Origin of the sequence: Paenibacillus sp. FSL R7-0272 (assembly GCF_037969905.1) — a bacterium.
In the GTDB taxonomy this organism is placed as follows: domain Bacteria; phylum Bacillota; class Bacilli; order Paenibacillales; family Paenibacillaceae; genus Paenibacillus; species Paenibacillus polysaccharolyticus.
This window is the reverse complement of sequence record NZ_CP150221.1, coordinates 5,772,818-5,788,897: the sequence shown is the minus strand read 5'-3', so window position 1 is coordinate 5,788,897 and position 16,080 is coordinate 5,772,818. Positions and strand designations below refer to the sequence as shown.

Annotated in this window: 17 protein-coding genes; all 17 read left to right on the top strand. The window is 44.0% G+C overall.

Annotated elements, in window-relative coordinates; all coding sequences use genetic code 11:
- Window positions 1-71: 71 nt before the first annotated feature.
- The 17 genes from MKY23_RS25510 to prfB all read left to right on the top strand — a co-directional run bounded on the left by MKY23_RS25510 (window position 72) and on the right by prfB (window position 16,004).
- Window positions 72-479, top strand: coding sequence for a TIGR03826 family flagellar region protein (locus MKY23_RS25510; protein WP_123065335.1), 408 nt, complete (start codon window positions 72-74; stop codon window positions 477-479).
- 173 nt (window positions 480-652) lie between these two features.
- Window positions 653-937 (top strand): flagellar biosynthesis anti-sigma factor FlgM, encoded by a 285-nt coding sequence (flgM, locus tag MKY23_RS25505; protein WP_154984739.1) that lies wholly within the window; start codon window positions 653-655, stop codon window positions 935-937.
- Window positions 938-948: 11 nt separating this feature from the next.
- The gene (locus tag MKY23_RS25500) at window positions 949-1,452 is read left to right on the top strand and encodes a flagellar protein FlgN (RefSeq protein ID WP_145414110.1); all 504 of its coding nucleotides are present in this window, start codon (window positions 949-951) and stop codon (window positions 1,450-1,452) included.
- 19 nt (window positions 1,453-1,471) lie between these two features.
- The gene (flgK, locus tag MKY23_RS25495) at window positions 1,472-3,016 is read left to right on the top strand and encodes a flagellar hook-associated protein FlgK (RefSeq protein WP_339833082.1); all 1,545 of its coding nucleotides are present in this window, start codon (window positions 1,472-1,474) and stop codon (window positions 3,014-3,016) included.
- Between the two features lie 24 nt (window positions 3,017-3,040).
- Complete coding sequence (flgL, locus tag MKY23_RS25490; RefSeq protein WP_339833080.1) at window positions 3,041-3,961, top strand: flagellar hook-associated protein FlgL; 921 nt, start codon at window positions 3,041-3,043, stop codon at window positions 3,959-3,961.
- Window positions 3,962-3,977: 16 nt separating this feature from the next.
- Window positions 3,978-4,547, top strand: coding sequence for a DUF6470 family protein (locus tag MKY23_RS25485; protein WP_339833078.1), 570 nt, complete (start codon window positions 3,978-3,980; stop codon window positions 4,545-4,547).
- A 51-nt stretch (window positions 4,548-4,598) separates the two neighbouring features.
- Window positions 4,599-5,084 (top strand): flagellar assembly protein FliW, encoded by a 486-nt coding sequence (gene fliW, locus MKY23_RS25480; RefSeq protein ID WP_339833076.1) that lies wholly within the window; start codon window positions 4,599-4,601, stop codon window positions 5,082-5,084.
- 1 nt (window position 5,085) lies between these two features.
- The gene (gene csrA / locus MKY23_RS25475) at window positions 5,086-5,331 is read left to right on the top strand and encodes a carbon storage regulator CsrA (RefSeq protein WP_311282387.1); all 246 of its coding nucleotides are present in this window, start codon (window positions 5,086-5,088) and stop codon (window positions 5,329-5,331) included.
- Window positions 5,332-5,474: 143 nt separating this feature from the next.
- Complete coding sequence (locus MKY23_RS25470) at window positions 5,475-7,151, top strand: flagellin (protein ID WP_339833070.1); 1,677 nt, start codon at window positions 5,475-5,477, stop codon at window positions 7,149-7,151.
- Between the two features lie 136 nt (window positions 7,152-7,287).
- Window positions 7,288-7,674, top strand: coding sequence for a flagellar protein FlaG (locus MKY23_RS25465; RefSeq protein ID WP_339833069.1), 387 nt, complete (start codon window positions 7,288-7,290; stop codon window positions 7,672-7,674).
- 36 nt (window positions 7,675-7,710) lie between these two features.
- A complete protein-coding gene (gene fliD, locus MKY23_RS25460; RefSeq protein WP_339833066.1) occupies window positions 7,711-9,243 on the top strand; it encodes a flagellar filament capping protein FliD in 1,533 nt (510 codons plus the stop codon).
- Between the two features lie 31 nt (window positions 9,244-9,274).
- Window positions 9,275-9,670 (top strand): flagellar export chaperone FliS, encoded by a 396-nt coding sequence (gene fliS, locus MKY23_RS25455; RefSeq protein WP_154984721.1) that lies wholly within the window; start codon window positions 9,275-9,277, stop codon window positions 9,668-9,670.
- Window positions 9,663-10,001, top strand: coding sequence for a hypothetical protein (locus MKY23_RS25450; protein ID WP_339833063.1), 339 nt, complete (start codon window positions 9,663-9,665; stop codon window positions 9,999-10,001). The genes fliS and MKY23_RS25450 overlap by 8 nt, the downstream gene beginning before the upstream one ends.
- A gap of 234 nt (window positions 10,002-10,235) precedes the next feature.
- The gene (locus tag MKY23_RS25445) at window positions 10,236-10,433 is read left to right on the top strand and encodes a cold shock domain-containing protein (protein WP_024631599.1); all 198 of its coding nucleotides are present in this window, start codon (window positions 10,236-10,238) and stop codon (window positions 10,431-10,433) included.
- Between the two features lie 361 nt (window positions 10,434-10,794).
- Window positions 10,795-11,355 (top strand): ribosome-associated translation inhibitor RaiA, encoded by a 561-nt coding sequence (gene raiA, locus MKY23_RS25440; protein WP_090922954.1) that lies wholly within the window; start codon window positions 10,795-10,797, stop codon window positions 11,353-11,355.
- Between the two features lie 742 nt (window positions 11,356-12,097).
- A complete protein-coding gene (secA, locus tag MKY23_RS25435; protein ID WP_090923074.1) occupies window positions 12,098-14,602 on the top strand; it encodes a preprotein translocase subunit SecA in 2,505 nt (834 codons plus the stop codon).
- Between the two features lie 288 nt (window positions 14,603-14,890).
- Window positions 14,891-16,004 (top strand): peptide chain release factor 2 gene (prfB, locus tag MKY23_RS25430; protein ID WP_139168923.1). Its coding sequence is split into 2 segments (ribosomal slippage): window positions 14,891-14,962 and window positions 14,964-16,004, totalling 1,113 coding nucleotides; the frame shifts between segments, so codons are not numbered across the junction.
- The last annotated feature ends 76 nt before the right edge of the window (window positions 16,005-16,080 follow it).

The following is a 16,080-nucleotide window of genomic DNA, read 5'->3' as shown; positions in this document are numbered from 1 at the left end:
ATATGAGAAAATAAGGTAATGTATAGATATTATCTAGTCGGAAAAGGAAGTTTGAGAGGGGAGTTTTAGCGATGAATCTAGGGAATTGTCCTCGTTGCGGCAAATTGTATGCATTGAATTTTCGTGATGTGTGCTCGAACTGTATCAAGGAAATGGAGCAGGAATACCAGATCTGTGTAGACTATTTGCGCGAGAATAAAGGCGCCAACATACAGGAATTGTCGGATGCGACAGAAGTCTCAATCAAAACCATTACGAAGTTTATCCGAGAGGGACGGATTTCCATCGAAAACGCCCCGAATATGATGTATCCTTGTGAAGTGTGCGGAATGCTGATCCGTGAAGGCCATATGTGCGATTCCTGCCGTACTCGACTAACGAAAGACTTGGCTGGGGCAGCTCGTGAAGTAGGTCAGAAGGATAACAACCAAGTAGGCGGACGAACCTACAATGCCGTCGACAAACTGCGCAATTCATAGGAACGTGGTCTTAAATACGAATAATGCTATAACAAATGTTTTGAAACGTACCGATAAACTTATTAAAGATTATCGGTTTTTTTTATTATCCTACTCATTTCGAACACATAAAGATAAAGAAAGAAATACGTATATCAACGAAAAAAAATCAGGTGAAAGGAAGTGCACTTCGAATGAAAATCAATGAACCGAGTCGAATTGGAGCCATCAATTCATATCAGAGGAATGTTGAATCCAATCAGCAGGCTGAGACCAAGAAAAGCCGCCGCAAGGATGAAGTATCCATTTCTCCGGAGGCGATGAAGATGCTTGAAGAACAAGGACGTACGCAAGATACAGGACGGTTGCAACGGATTCAGGAGTTGAAAGAGCAGGTAAGCTCGGGAACATATCAGGTAGACAGTAGCAAGCTTGCTGACAAGTTGCTACCGTATTTCAAGTCTTTTGATAAGGAATAGGTGATTATGTAATGGCAGCACTGGACAGATTAATTGCAGTTTTAGAGCAGATGGAGCAAAGTCACCGTGATATGCTGGCGCTCAGTCAGGTTAAACGAGAAGTTATCGTCAAGAATGATGTAGACCAGCTTATCGCTATCATGAATAAGGAATCCAAGTTTATGAAACAGCAGGAGCCGCTGGATACAGAGCGACTACATGCTGTTCACGAACTGCTTCAGGAGCGTGGCATCAAGTCGATGCTGAACCTGAATGTTACCGAGATTTCCAAGCTGATCTTTGATCCGGCTGACAAACAGCGGTTGTTTGAAGTCCAGAAGAAGCTGGCGGGAACATTACAAGAATTGAAAGATATCAATCAACTAAACCAGAAGCTGATTGAGCAATCGTTAATGTTTATTGATCTATCGATGGACATGTTTGCTTCAAGGCCTGAACAGGATGCAACTTATCAGCATCCTGCTGATAAGCACGGCAATCCAGGACGAATCGGTCTGTTCGACACGCGTGCCTGATTAAATAGGGGGAAACCAGGTGACATCTACATTTCATTCAATCGAAACGGCTAAACGCAGTTTGTTCGCACAGACGACCGCTCTTAGCACAACAGGTCATAACGTAGCCAACGCCAATACGGAGGGGTACTCACGTCAGAAAGTGAATATGCAAGCATCCATTCCTATGGAGCCGTTTGCATTTTTGCATAGTACGGCACCAGGGCAACTCGGAACAGGGGTAGAGTTCGACTCGATTACCCGTGTTCGCGAGAAGTTTCTGGATGACCAATATCGCAACGAAAATACCAACTTCGGGAGTTGGTCCATTCAACGGGATACACTGGAGAAACTTGAGGCAATTGTCAACGAGCCTTCCAAAACTGGTTTTCGTACGGTTATGGATAATTTCTATAAATCCTGGTCAGATCTAAGTAAAAACCCGGAAGACGTTACGGCTCGCCGAATTGTTAAAGAGACCACGCTGGCTCTTACCGATGCTATGAATCAGATTAGTCGTCAATTAGACTCTCTAAGTCAGGATCTGGACAGTAATATTGCGGTCAAGGGTAATGAAATTCAGGGTTACCTGGGTAACATTGCAAACCTGAACAGTGCAATTGTGAAGGTTGAATCCCTTGGCGATAATGCAAACGATTTGCGTGACCAACGTGACTTGATGGCGGACAAGCTGTCCAAAATTATGAATATTACCGTTACCGATACACCACAAGGCTACCAGGTTCAGATGAATGGACAGGAGCTTGTAACGGGTGGAGCGGTTCAAGCAACAGTAGATTCAGCATTTTTGAATAATGCTTATACAGCGGGTACGCTCACCAATGGTGAAGTTCACGGTATGATCAGATCCAGAGATACGCTGGTGAGTGATTATCGTAAACAGATGGATGACTTAGCGAATACGCTGGCCAATGGAGATATTGATATTACTATACCTGCGGGTTCCGTGTTGCCGGAAAATAATTCGTTGGGTCTTACGGGCGCAGCGCGGACACTGACCAGTGATCTGAAGGTTACAGTAAAAGGGTTGAACGGATTACATCAGCTGGGTTACAGCATGGATGGAACGAACAACGGAGGACTACCGTTCTTTACTGCGGCTGGAGGCGGAACTGCAATAACTGCCGGGAATATCTCCTTAAATGCTGAAATATTGGCTGATCCGAACAAAATTGCAACATCTCTGCGAACGACAACCGCTTCCGGCACGGAAACGGTGATTAAAGGGAATAACACTCTTGCGAACTTGATCGCAAACCTGAAGGATACTCCGATGAAATCCGCAGACGGTTTGAGCAGTGCAACGATTGGGGCTCAATTTAGTGCTATTGTGGGACAGTTAGGCGTTCAATCGCAGGAAGCCGCACGTCAGACATCCAACTCGGAGTTTCTGGTACAGCAAGTAGATACACGCCGTCAATCGGTTAGTGGTGTTTCACTGGATGAAGAGATGGGGAACATGATCAAGTTCCAGCATGCGTATAGTGCATCAGCGCGTTTTATGACCACATTCGACCAGCTGCTTGATAAATTAATTAATTCCACGGGTATGGTAGGCAGATAATAGAAGGGAGTGACACAACAGATCATGAGAATTACAAATAACATGCTGGGTTCGCAGTTGCTTATGAACCTCAACAGGAATGCACAACAGATGAACAACACTCAGACTCAACTGGCTACGGGGCGTAAGATCAACAAGCCTTCGGATGATCCGGTAGGGATCACGTACTCCCTTCGTTACCGCGCTGAATTATCATCTAATGAGCAATATCAGAAAAACGTGGATAGTGCCGTTTCCTGGCTGGAATTTAATGATACCGTGCTGAATCAGGCCGGTAATGTTGTTCAGCGATTACGTGAACTGACGGTTCAAGCGACGACAGGAACCAATCCTCAGACCGCACTCGATAGCATTAATGAAGAGGTAAAACAGCTGAAGGAACAGCTTATTGATATTTCGAATAGTAAGCTTAATGGGAAATACATTTTTAATGGCGAGACCTATGATGTCAAACCTTATGATTTTCCATCTAATGCGGACGGTACACTAGATACGAGCAATGCTGCTTCGGTAGTGACGGACCAAGGGAAAATCAATTTCATTGTAGGTGAAAGTGTGCAACTGCCTATCAATGTAAGCGGGAATGAAGTTTTCGGTACAGCTACAGAACAAGACAATCTATTTGTTATCATGAATACGGTTATGCAAGCATTGCAAGATGGCAACCAAAAAGAATTGGCTAATCAACTGGATATCATGGACTCTCGTATGGGTAAAATGTTGTCGATCCGATCCGAAATAGGAGCGAAAACAAACCGTGTTGATCTGATGATGGGGCGTTTGGATGATCTGGGTATCAATTTGTCTGATCTTCAAGCCAAAGTCGAGGATGCCGATATTGCAGAACTGTCCTTGAAATCCAAAATTCAGGAAAACATCTATAATGCCTCATTGTCTGTTGGCGCAAAAATCATATCACCTTCTCTGGTGGATTTCCTGAGATAAGAGGAGTGGGTGCAGTATGAAGATCCTTCCTGTGGTGCAGATTCAGACAACCCCTTCTATATTAAATATCGATGCCGACCCTGGAAAATATTCTATCCGTCAGCCGAAAGCGGATGTACAGCTTCAGACTAAGCCGGCTAAACTTACGGTTCAGAGTCATCCGATTGAGCTTAATGTAGATCAAAGCCAAGCATTCGCCGCCTATACAGGCGGGAATATGATTGATATGAATGCCCGAATTTACTCGGGAATCCAGCAAAATTTCCTTCAAAATCTAGCTGCGCGAGTAGAACAAGGAAATCAGCTGGCTGCCATTCACAAACCGGGGAATACGATTGCGAACATTGTGGGCAGCGATTGGATGCCGCAGCCTTTTCCAGAGACGAGAACTCCCGCATCTTTTGATAACGTCGACATTCGTATTAACACTAGGCCACCTGATATCAATTATGATCCGGCGGTTTCTGAACTGAATGTGACGGTGCACAAACCGGAGATCGAGTATCAACGAGGCAAGCTGGATATCTATGTGAAGCAATATGCATCAGTTAAATACACACCGCCAGCCATCGATATGGCGTTATAAGTTATAATGTGAGCTATAGACGGTCTCGGACGAAGCCCTCTATGGCTTTTTTTGTACAAAATCACCGCCAAGGAGGCGTTTATTATTATTATTCAGACAAGCATGTGGGGAGAAGTTGAAGTTCAGGAGAAAGAAATCTATCAATTTCCGAAAGGGTTACCTGGATTTGAAGAGGAAACAGAATTCGCACTAATCCCGTGGGTAGATACACCGTTTAGTTATTTGCAATCTGTGCGTGAGAAGGAACTGTCTTTCTTGTTAGTGAGTCCTTTTACGTTTGCGCCTGACTACAGTTTTGAGTTAAGTGCAGTGGATAAGGAAGAGTTGCAGATTGACGAACAAGTCGCCGTATTCTCTCTGGTTACCATCCATTCGCAAGCCAACAAATCAACAATGAATCTCCTGGCACCAGTCGTACTTAACCCGGAAAAACAAGTGGGCAAACAAGTTGTACTTCATCAGTCCGCATATGATACACGTCACCTGATCTGGGCCGAAGAGGAAGAAGATGCGTTATCCGTGAAAGGTGGAGTGTAATATGCTGGTTTTATCCAGGAAAAAGGGTGAGTCCATTGTCATCCAGGATCAGATCGAAGTCACGGTACTTGCTGTGGAAGGGGATACCGTAAGAATCGGCATATCCGCACCGAAGCATATTGATATCTTTCGCCAAGAGATCTATGCCTCCATTCAGGACGCCAACCGGGAGTCGGCCACACCGCTGGCTGCCGATGTTGAAGCATTCATGGAACGTCTTCGAAATAATGGATTAAAAAAAGATTAAAAATTTCCCATTTTGCTATAAACAGTTGCTCACCTCCCGTCGATATATAATTTAGACGCTGCTTCGGCAGGGCGGCCGACCTTAATGTCGCGGCGTTTACCACAAGGATGTGGAACTAACTTATTTCAGGGAGGAAACACTCAATGATTATCAACCACAATATTGCGGCGATGAACACTCATCGTCAACTGACAACAAACACAGCTAACACAAACAAAAACATCGAAAAATTGTCTTCCGGTCTTCGCATCAACCGTGCTGGTGACGATGCTGCCGGTTTGGCAATTTCCGAAAAAATGCGTGGCCAAATCCGTGGTTTGGACCAAGCTTCCCGTAACGCTCAAGATGGTATCTCTTTGATCCAAACAGCTGAGGGTGCATTGAACGAAACTCACTCCATCCTGCAACGTATGCGTGAGATTTCCAACCAATCCGCGAACGGAACAAACACAGATTCCGATCGTCAAGCTCTGCAAGACGAGATGAACCAATTGACTTCCGAAGTTAACCGTATCGGTAACACTACTGAGTTCAATACTCAAAAATTGCTGAATGGTGGTATCGGTTCCGGAGACAGCAGCAAGCTGACTCAAGCTACTAGTGCTACTAAAACTCTTGGTGCTGTAATTAGCACTGGTTCTGGAGATATTGGTGCAGGTGTATCCATCAAGGTAGATGGAACTACTTTTAACCTGGAAGGTGTAACGCTTGATGGAACAGATGCAACTACTCAAGCAGCCAGCGTTGAAACTTTGAAAAATGTAACTAGTGGTGGAACTAAATTAGGAGACCTCGTTGACATTAAAGTTGCAGCTGGCGTTCTCACATTTACTTCTAAATCGCAAGGAACCACTAGTACTATTGAATTTGCAGGTGCTGATGCAAAACTGGGTACAGTTGGTGCAGATGTCGGTGCAGCAGCCGCAGTGAAAGGTGATCCATCCACTGTTGAACGTGCTGGACTTCAAGGAACTGCTGCTCTTGGCGCTGTAACAATTAATGCCACAGACTCTCTTAAATTCACTGTAGGTTCCGAAAGTGCAGTTGAAGTTAAGTTGAATTCTGGTACAACTGCGAAAGTGTATGACACTACGAATGCAGATAAAAATGTTGCAAAAGCTGCAATGGATGATTTGGTTAAAGATTTGAATGGAGCTCTTCAAAAAGCTGGTTTGGAAGGCAAAGTAACTGCTTCTCTCTCCAAAGATAACGAAATCCAATTCATCTCTGAAACAGGAAAAGATATTTCTGTAACTAACGGTACAGGTACAGCTTTGACTACACTTGGTGGTGGCTTTGCGACGATCGGTAACGTTGAACAAGTTGTAGGTGCTGGAGCACAAGGTACAGGCTTCAACACGAAGTTCCAAATCGGTGCTAACACTGGTCAATCCATGTCCCTGCAAATCAACGATGTTCGTTCCGCTGCACTGGGTATCACAGGTAACGCTGGACAAGCTGGTTTCACAAAAGAAAACTCCGTTACTAACGGAACTAACGATATCAAAGCTGAAGCAGCTCTGAACATCTCCACTCGTGAAGATGCTTCTAAAGCAATCGCAGTTCTGGACAAAGCAACTTCCCTGGTTTCCAGCGAGCGCGCTAAACTGGGTGCTGTTCAAAACCGTTTGGAGCACACAATCAATAACTTGGGAACAGCTTCCGAGAACTTGACTGCTGCTGAATCCCGTATCCGTGACGTTGACATGGCGAAAGAAATGATGAGCCAAACGAAAAACAACATCTTGGCTCAAGCAGCTCAAGCAATGTTGGCTCAAGCTAACCAACAACCACAAGGCGTTCTGCAATTGCTTCGTTAATTTCAATTTGCTTTATCTTAAACCTTGGATCTTTGATCCAAGGTTTTTTATTGTAATTTTACAAATTTCCTAAAGCTGGAGAGGCGATACGCCGATATATATTATAAATGCGAACACAGTTGGAGGTCATTCAAGGATGAACATTCAGTTTTCATTGTCTGCCGCTACATCTGCAAGTAGTTCTACGATCGAGGTTCCAAACCAGGTAGGCACTTCTCAAACGGGAAGCGAAATTGCAAATATCAGAACGGCAAAAGAAGCTTATAACAAGGAAAGACAAGGCGTGAAAATCCCGGTAGGCGAAGAGTTACTGATCCGAAATATTGACCGTGCTGTGAAGGCACTGCAAGGGCCAGAGACGACGCTAGACATTAGCATCCATGAAAAAACAAATGATATTATGGTCAAAGTACTTAACAAGGAAACGGGAGAAGTGCTTCGAGAAATTCCGCGTGAGCAGACGTTGGATCTGGTAGCGAAGATGATGGAAATTGCGGGCATCCTAATTGACGAGAAAGTATAAAAATTAAATCCACTTTAATAAGTGAGGAGTGAATTTATGCGTATAAACGGTTTTTCCGGTATGGACATTGATAGCATGGTCAAAGAGCTCATGACAGCCAAACGTGCTCCGTTAGATAAATTGAATCAAAAGAAAACAACATTGGAGTGGCAGAGGGACAGCTACCGTGAACTGAATAGTAAAATGTATGAATTCCGTAACACGAAGTTGCAGCAGACATACAGACTTTCTTCTGCATTGAATACGCAAAAGGCTGTAGTGGCTGGGAATACAGATGCTGTTAAAGCCGAGGCGGGTGGAACTGCCAATGGAATTAAGATGGAAGTTTCTGTTGAGCAGCTTGCAACCGCCAAAGCTAGGGTAACCAACGGCAACGGGCAGGGCTTTACTTCACGACAATCCTTAGCAGAGTTGGCGAATGGAATAAAATTTGGACAGCCAACGACAACTCTTGGAGATAGTGATTATACGAAAGAATATAAAATTAAAATTAATGATATAGAAATGACTTTTACAGGTAAAGATACTGTTTCTTCTGTAATTGCAAAGATCAACAGTAAATCGGAACTGGGTGTACAAGCAAGTTTCGATGAGTTAACGGGGAAGTTTAGTATTGCTGCGAAAGATTTCGGTTCTACAGGTATCCTTAATATTCAAGCGCTAAATGCAGGGGATAATTCTTTGTTTGATCTTTTCGGATCAAGCTCTACAGACGTTAATGCGAAGGATGCTATTGTCAAAATTAATGGAATTTTGCTTAATCCAGCCCCAACGAGTAATGTTATTACTTACAATGGTGTGACGATGAACTTGTTGGCAGAGACAGTAACCAGAGATTCAAATGGTGTCAAAACTGGCGATAATCCATTCACCATTACCACACAGAGTGATCCGGATAAAGCGCTCGAAACGATGAAGTCTTTTATCGAAGATTACAACAAGATTTTGGCCTTGTTCAATACCAAGGTAGGGGAAGAGAAATATCGTAGCTTCCAGCCGTTAACGAAAGATCAGCGTAGTGCAATGTCCGAGAGTGACATTAAACTGTGGGAAGAGAAAGCCAAAAGTGGTCTTCTTAAAAATGATGATATTCTCTCGGGTCTGACGTCTACCATGAGAAACATCATGGGTGAGAAAATGGGCGAGTTGAGTAATATCGGAATAACGGGTGGTAAGTACTTCGAGAATGGTAAAATTTATCTGGATGAAGATAAGTTTAAAAAAGCAATAATTAATAATCCGCAACAGGTTGCGGACATTTTTCAGGGATCAGGGGCGAACACGAATAGTTCTATTTTTGGCAAGTTGTATTCAGAGATGGATACAGCGATGTCTAAAATCGCAGAGCGCGCGGGTACGACCAAATTTAGCGGCGATGTTAACAGTATTTATAAAGAAGAAAGTGTAATGGGTAAGACGCTCAAAGGATATAACACAGAGATTACTGCACTAGAAAGACGACTCTCTGATATGGAAAGTCGTTACTATAAACAGTTTACGGCAATGGAAACCGCAATGAGTAAGTATCAGAGTCAAGCCTCGAGTCTTTCCAGTTTCTTCGCCAGATAGATTAATATTTAAAGATTGAAAGGGTGTAAATATGATTAAGTCTCCATATGATCAATATCGCAAGTCGTCTGTTCAGACCTCTTCACCAGGTCAGTTATTGATTATGTTGTATGATGGAGCTATTCGTTTTGTACGGACAGCGCTTGATGGATTGGGTACCAAGGATTATGAGAAGGTAAGTCTGAACCTGGGGAAAGCACAAACCATTGTTAGCGAACTATCTGTTACCTTGGATCAGTCTTCTGATATTGCAGCCAATCTGAATGTTTTGTATGAATATATTAATTACTTGCTTATTGATGCAAATACGAAGAAGAAACCAGAACCTGCAGAAGAAGCGCTGGGGTATTTAAAAGAGTTAAAGGAAACATGGGTTCAAGCGAGTAAAATGGTGTCTTCTTCTGAGCCTGGAGTCGTTCATGGATGATCTGATTGCTCAATTGGAGCAGTTAACAAGCCAAATTATGTTTCAGATTCATGAAGTGAGTTCAGAAGCATTAGAGGCGTTTGTGGATCAGCGTCAGGCAATCATTGATTTGATGTTGGAACGCACGGGTGGTCATGAGGCCACAGTAGCCGAACAAACAAGGCTTAAGGCTATTATGGACAATGACCAGGCAATTTTAAAGCGGATGAACGATCTGAAGATTGAAGCCAAAGATTGGCTCATTCAACGTAATCAAGCTAAAGCGCAAAAAAATGCATATGAAGTATCTTATGCAGTGGATAGCATTATCGTGGACACAAAGAGATACTAGTAAGTTATAATAGAATGCAGATATCTGAACGAGATATGTTGCATTCTTTTTTTTATTTTTATAAAGATTATTTCCAATCGTTCAACATTTCTCCCTATAAATCTACAAAAAATACCAATAAAACATTTTCTTTACCAATTGACAATGGATAAGATTAGGTGATATCATCTGAGTTGTGGGCTAGGGTTTTGGCCAGAGCTTCACTTCATTTGATGACGAAGGGAATGTTAGTGCATGCAAGGTAAAGTAAAATGGTTCAACGCAGAAAAAGGTTACGGTTTCATTGAGACTGAAGACGGCGGCGACGTATTCGTACACTTCTCCGCAATTCAATCCGAAGGCTTCAAAACTTTGGAAGAAGGTCAATCCGTAGAATTCGACATCGTCGAAGGCGCACGTGGACCGCAAGCAGCTAACGTAATCAAATTATAATCATCCGGACAATCCGACCTACATATATGGTTAGATGGTTTCCAAATTGAATTATCGCTAGCATCAGACTCCGGTGATCCGGGGTCTTTTTTTGTGTTTTATAGAAGCCATAACATAGCAGGTTTTACATAACAGATTGAGTAACCTCAAAAACGGTTAAATAGATGATCAAGCGCCTGATGTACAATCTAGTTAAATCTGTGATTTTGCTCGAAAATGGCGAAAAATCACGAAATATGGCGTTAAACTTACGTTGGTTGATGTGACTGGAGCAGATGTCATTATTCGGTCACCGGGAGTTTTTACATGGCGCTTACATTCGTGTTATAATGAAGTGGCAAAGATAAAGGAGGAGTGCCCTATGAATTTAAGTATTCGAGGTCAACAAATCGAGGTTACCGAAGCTTTGAAAGATTATGTCGACAAAAAGTTGAGTAGACTCGAGAAGTATTTCGATGCACCCCTTACCTCTGACGGTGCCGTTACACTGAGCACAACTAGAGGCTTGCATACAGTTGAGGTGACGATTCCTTTGAAGGGCTTTGTGCTCCGTGCTGAAGATGAGAGCGATGATATGTACGCATCCATTGACGCCGTTGTGGACAAGTTGGAACGTCAAATTCGCAAACACAAAACGAAAATTAACCGTAAATTCCGTCAGGAAGGTAGCCTGAAGACTCTCTTCGTAGAAGATCCGACAGGCACAGTGGCTACAGCCGAACTGGACACGGATACGGATGATGATTTGGAAGTTGTACGTACGAAACGCTTTATGTTAAAACCAATGGACGTGGAAGAGGCAATCCTCCAGATGAACATGGTTGGTCATAACTTCTTCGTATTTTCCAACATCGAGAATGAGGAAGTAAGCGTGGTTTACAAACGGAACGATGGCAAGTATGGCTTGATTGAGCAAGGTTAAGTATACTTACAGCATCGCTTCAATTGAATAGATAGCCCTTAGTATTGAATATAAGCAGGAGCCTATGCTTCCTGAATTGAACTTAACGAGAGCTTCCATCCTTCTAGGGATGGGGCTCTTTTGTGCGTAGCGAATGAATTGCAAGATGGAAATAAAATGATGAAACTATTCGCTATATTGTTGCGTCTAATAGATTAGGAGTCAGCAGGAAAATCAAAACAAAAGTAGAATTATAAAAGTTAAAATGAATTTTGATATTAAATTCCATATTTCCCACAAATGATCGATTGATCCTTGCAACATCTCGGGAAATAAAACAGTCCATTTGCAACTTCCGATAACGACTATGATTTTTTGCACTAAAACTCGGTTTATACGGGGGATGAAGTTCTAAGAAGTCTGCTACGGCGTGTTGCGGCGACCCTTACAAACTGTTACAATTTATGCAAAGAGAATCATTGTCCTGATGAGGAATTGTCAACGAATGATCGCTAATCATAATCAATGACAGACACAGCACCATGAACATGATTCAATAGCTCGAATTCTGGCATGTATTCCATAAACCAGAGCCGGGTGAATACGATCAGCTTCATGAGTAACTGTGGCAAGCCTGGAGTTGATTCATCTCATATGTTTTTTTGTTTGTTACCCCCAGGGGGAAATGGATCAACAATCCATCCGATGGTGTCGTATGGCGGCAGCAGGGGGTCTATTCTGTTTTGCACGAAAGGGGTATACCATGTTAGGACTTGTCAAAAAGATCTTCGGAGACATGAACGAGCGTGATGTGAAACGTCTGATGAAGACGGTCGATGTGATCAATAAACTGGAACCACAATTTCAGGCATTGTCTGATGAGCAGTTGAAAGGCAAAACGGAGGAATTCCGTGCCCGGATTGAAAAGGGAGAAACGACGGATGAACTTCTTCCTGAAGCATTTGCAACCGTACGTGAGGCATCACGCCGCGTATTGGGCAAACGTCATTATGATGTACAAATGCTTGGCGGGATTGCGCTGCACGAAGGCCGTATTTCTGAGATGAAAACGGGTGAAGGTAAAACACTGGTAGGAACACTGCCGGTATATTTGAATGCATTGATGTCCAAAGGTGTACACGTAGTCACAGTCAATGACTATTTGGCGCAACGGGATAGCCAGGAGATGGGACAAATCTATGAATTCCTGGGTATGTCAGTTGGGGTTAACCTCAGCGGTATGGACCATGCACTGAAACAGCATGCATATGCATGTGACATTACGTATGGTACGAACAATGAATTCGGGTTCGACTACCTTCGTGACAACATGGTGCTGTACAAAGAGCAAATGGTACAACGTCCATTGTTCTTCTGTATCATTGACGAAGTAGACTCGATCCTCGTCGATGAGGCACGTACACCATTGATCATTTCCGGACAAGCTCAGAAATCGACCGATCTGTACTATGCAGCGGACCGCTTTGTGAAACGTCTTGTGCCGGAAGAAGATTTCACGGTGGATATCAAAGTGAAATCCGTAGCGCTGACTGAGGGTGGCGTAGCCAAAGCGGAGAAAGCTTTTGGTATTGAGAACTTGTATGATCATGCCAACGTGACGCTGAACCACCACATTGTACAGGCTCTGAAAGCTAACGTCATTATGCGCCGTGATGTGGATTATGTTGTTTCAGATGAAGAAGTCATGATTGTTGATGAATTCACTGGCCGTCTGATGGCTGGCCGTCGCTACAGTGATGGATTGCATCAAGCGATTGAAGCCAAAGAAGGCATTGAGGTTCAGAACGAAAGCATGACGCTGGCAACAATCACATTCCAGAACTACTTCCGGATGTACCGTAAACTTGCGGGGATGACAGGTACAGCAAAAACAGAGGAAGAAGAGTTCAAGAAAATCTATGGACTTGAAGTACTGCAAATTCCGACGAATCGTCCAAACAAACGGGATGATATGGCGGATGTGGTCTACAAGAGCATTGATGGCAAGTTCAAAGCGGTTGTGGAAGAGATTGTAGAGCGTCACAGCAAAAACCAACCGGTTCTAGTGGGTACGGTATCCATTGAGAATTCGGAGCGTCTATCAGACATGCTGAAACGTCGCGGCATCAGACACCAGGTCTTGAACGCGAAGTTCCATGCGGAAGAAGCTGAAATTATCTCTGGCGCGGGTCAAGCGGGTGCAGTAACGATTGCAACGAACATGGCCGGTCGGGGTACAGATATTATTTTGGGTGAAGGTGTTGCTGAAGTTGGCGGCCTTCATATCATCGGTACAGAGCGCCACGAATCACGCCGGATTGATAACCAGTTGCGTGGTCGTGCGGGACGTCAGGGTGACCCGGGTTCCACACAGTTTTACCTGTCGCTGGGCGATGAATTGATGAAACGTTTCGGTGCGGACAACGTGCTCAACATGATGGAGCGTCTTGGTTTTGAAGAAGATCAGCCGATCGAGAGCCGCATGATTACGCGTGCTGTTGAATCTGCGCAGAAGCGGGTTGAAGGTAATAACTTTGACGTACGTAAAGTGGTACTCCAGTATGATGATGTCATGAACCAACAACGTGAGATTATCTACAAACAGCGTCGTGAGGTATTGGAGTCTGAAAATATTAAACAAATCGTTATGGATATGATCAAACCTTCCATTGAACGTATCGTTGAAGCACACTGCAGTGACGAGATTCCGGAGAACTGGGAGCTGCAAGAGGTTGCGGACTTCATGAACAGCAAATTGCTGGATGAAGGCTCGATTACCAAAGATGACCTTTGGGGCAAAGAAGCTGAAGAGATCATTGAGTATCTGTTCGAGAAAGTACAGAACAAGTACAATGCCCGTGAAGAACGTATCGGTGAAGATATGGTTCGTGAATTCGAAAAAGTGGTTGTGCTTCGTGCAGTAGACAGCAAGTGGATGGATCACATTGATGCGATGGATCAATTGCGCCAAGGTATTCACCTCCGTGCATACGGTGGTACAGACCCACTTCGTGAGTACCAATTCGAAGGTTTCGAGATGTTCCATCAGATGATCGCTTCGATTCAGGAAGAAGTTGCGACGTATGTGATGAAAGCACAGATCGAAAGCAACCAGGAGCGTCAAGCCGTAGTGGACGAGAGTCAGATCTCGACAAGCGGTGAACCTGCTGAGAAACGTCCGGTGAAAGTTTCTGACCAAATCGGCCGTAATGATCCATGTCCGTGTGGCAGTGGCAAAAAGTTTAAACACTGTCATGGTCAAGAGTAGTTTTCGTTTCATTCCTTTTATCGAAGTACCAAATGTAAGATAGGTTAGTTTAATCTATATCGTTTCACTTATACGGCTCCTTGCAGCCGGGGGTTCAATAAGATAAAGTGGAGGATGCATATCCGATCATCGGTGCATATGAATAATCATATGATGCTGATTGAGGGGTGACGTGCCTGCTGGTAACAGTATGCGCAAGCCTCACGGTATATTGTATCCGAGACTTGATCTTGATTATTGAACTTCCCGGATGCGGGGAGCTTATCTTAATGAAAAGAGGAATTGCACATGATCGATCCAAGCGTGAAGCAGGACCTGCGTGAAATAGGCAAGAAATTAACAAACCTTAGGGGGTCTCTTTGACTTAGATCTCAAGCAAGAGATGATTGAGAACTTTGAAGAGAAGATGTCAGCTCCAGACTTCTGGGATGACAATGAGAAAGCGCAAGCCGTCATTGCAGAGATGAACGCAGTGAAAGGTTCGGTAGATCAGTACGCGAAGTTGCAACAGGATTATGATGATGCATTGATGATGGCTGAGCTGGCTGATGAAGAAGGCGACGAAGAGCTCGCTACGGAGATTGGCAACAGTGTCGCTGCAATTGTAGGCAAACTGGAAGAGTTTGAATTACAACTTCTCCTGAACCAGCCGTATGACAAGATGAATGCGATTCTGGAGCTTCATCCAGGCGCTGGTGGTACCGAGTCGCAGGACTGGGGTCAGATGCTGCTCCGTATGTACACACGCTGGGCAGAGAAACGGGGCTTCAAGGTTGAGGTGCTAGATTATCTTCCGGGTGATGAAGCGGGGATCAAGAGTGTGACGTTGTCCATCAAAGGGCATAACGCATACGGTTATCTGAAAGCAGAGAAGGGGGTTCACCGTCTGGTGCGTATCTCTCCTTTTGACTCATCAGGCCGTAGACATACATCCTTCGTATCTTGTGATGTGGTGCCGGAGATCGACGATACCATCGAGATCGACATTCGTACCGAAGACCTCAAGATCGATACGTATCGTGCAAGCGGTGCGGGTGGACAGCATATTAACACTACCGATTCCGCTGTACGGATTACACATATTCCAACCGGAGTGGTTGTGACCTGTCAGAACGAACGTTCACAGATCAAAAACCGTGAGCGTGCGATGACGATGCTTCGTTCCAAATTGTATGAGCGCAAAATTGAAGAGCAGAAAAAAGAACTGGACGAAATCCGAGGGGATCAGTCGGATATTTCGTGGGGAAGCCAGATTCGCTCCTATGTATTCCATCCCTATAGTATGGTAAAGGATCACCGTACAAGCGTAGAGACAGGTAATACAGGAGCAGTGATGGACGGCGACCTCGATGCATTCATCGACGGTTATTTGCGTAGCCAAATTAAAGTAGAAAACGATTAATTCAAGTTCCTGTATGGACCCGTGCGCTGAGGCGCATGCTGGTGTATACAGGGGCTTTTTTTTGAACAATTTTAAG

Coding starts and splice junctions, on each gene's coding strand:
- MKY23_RS25510 (WP_123065335.1), top strand. CDS start 72: ATGAATCTAGGGAATTGTCCTCGTTGCGGCAAATTGTATGCATTGAAT.
- MKY23_RS25445 (WP_024631599.1), top strand. CDS start 10,236: ATGCAAGGTAAAGTAAAATGGTTCAACGCAGAAAAAGGTTACGGTTTC.
- MKY23_RS25500 (WP_145414110.1), top strand. CDS start 949: ATGGCAGCACTGGACAGATTAATTGCAGTTTTAGAGCAGATGGAGCAA.
- MKY23_RS25470 (WP_339833070.1), top strand. CDS start 5,475: ATGATTATCAACCACAATATTGCGGCGATGAACACTCATCGTCAACTG.
- raiA (WP_090922954.1), top strand. CDS start 10,795: ATGAATTTAAGTATTCGAGGTCAACAAATCGAGGTTACCGAAGCTTTG.
- flgL (WP_339833080.1), top strand. CDS start 3,041: ATGAGAATTACAAATAACATGCTGGGTTCGCAGTTGCTTATGAACCTC.
- flgM (WP_154984739.1), top strand. CDS start 653: ATGAAAATCAATGAACCGAGTCGAATTGGAGCCATCAATTCATATCAG.
- fliD (WP_339833066.1), top strand. CDS start 7,711: ATGCGTATAAACGGTTTTTCCGGTATGGACATTGATAGCATGGTCAAA.
- csrA (WP_311282387.1), top strand. CDS start 5,086: ATGCTGGTTTTATCCAGGAAAAAGGGTGAGTCCATTGTCATCCAGGAT.
- MKY23_RS25450 (WP_339833063.1), top strand. CDS start 9,663: ATGGATGATCTGATTGCTCAATTGGAGCAGTTAACAAGCCAAATTATG.
- secA (WP_090923074.1), top strand. CDS start 12,098: ATGTTAGGACTTGTCAAAAAGATCTTCGGAGACATGAACGAGCGTGAT.
- MKY23_RS25485 (WP_339833078.1), top strand. CDS start 3,978: ATGAAGATCCTTCCTGTGGTGCAGATTCAGACAACCCCTTCTATATTA.
- MKY23_RS25465 (WP_339833069.1), top strand. CDS start 7,288: ATGAACATTCAGTTTTCATTGTCTGCCGCTACATCTGCAAGTAGTTCT.
- fliS (WP_154984721.1), top strand. CDS start 9,275: ATGATTAAGTCTCCATATGATCAATATCGCAAGTCGTCTGTTCAGACC.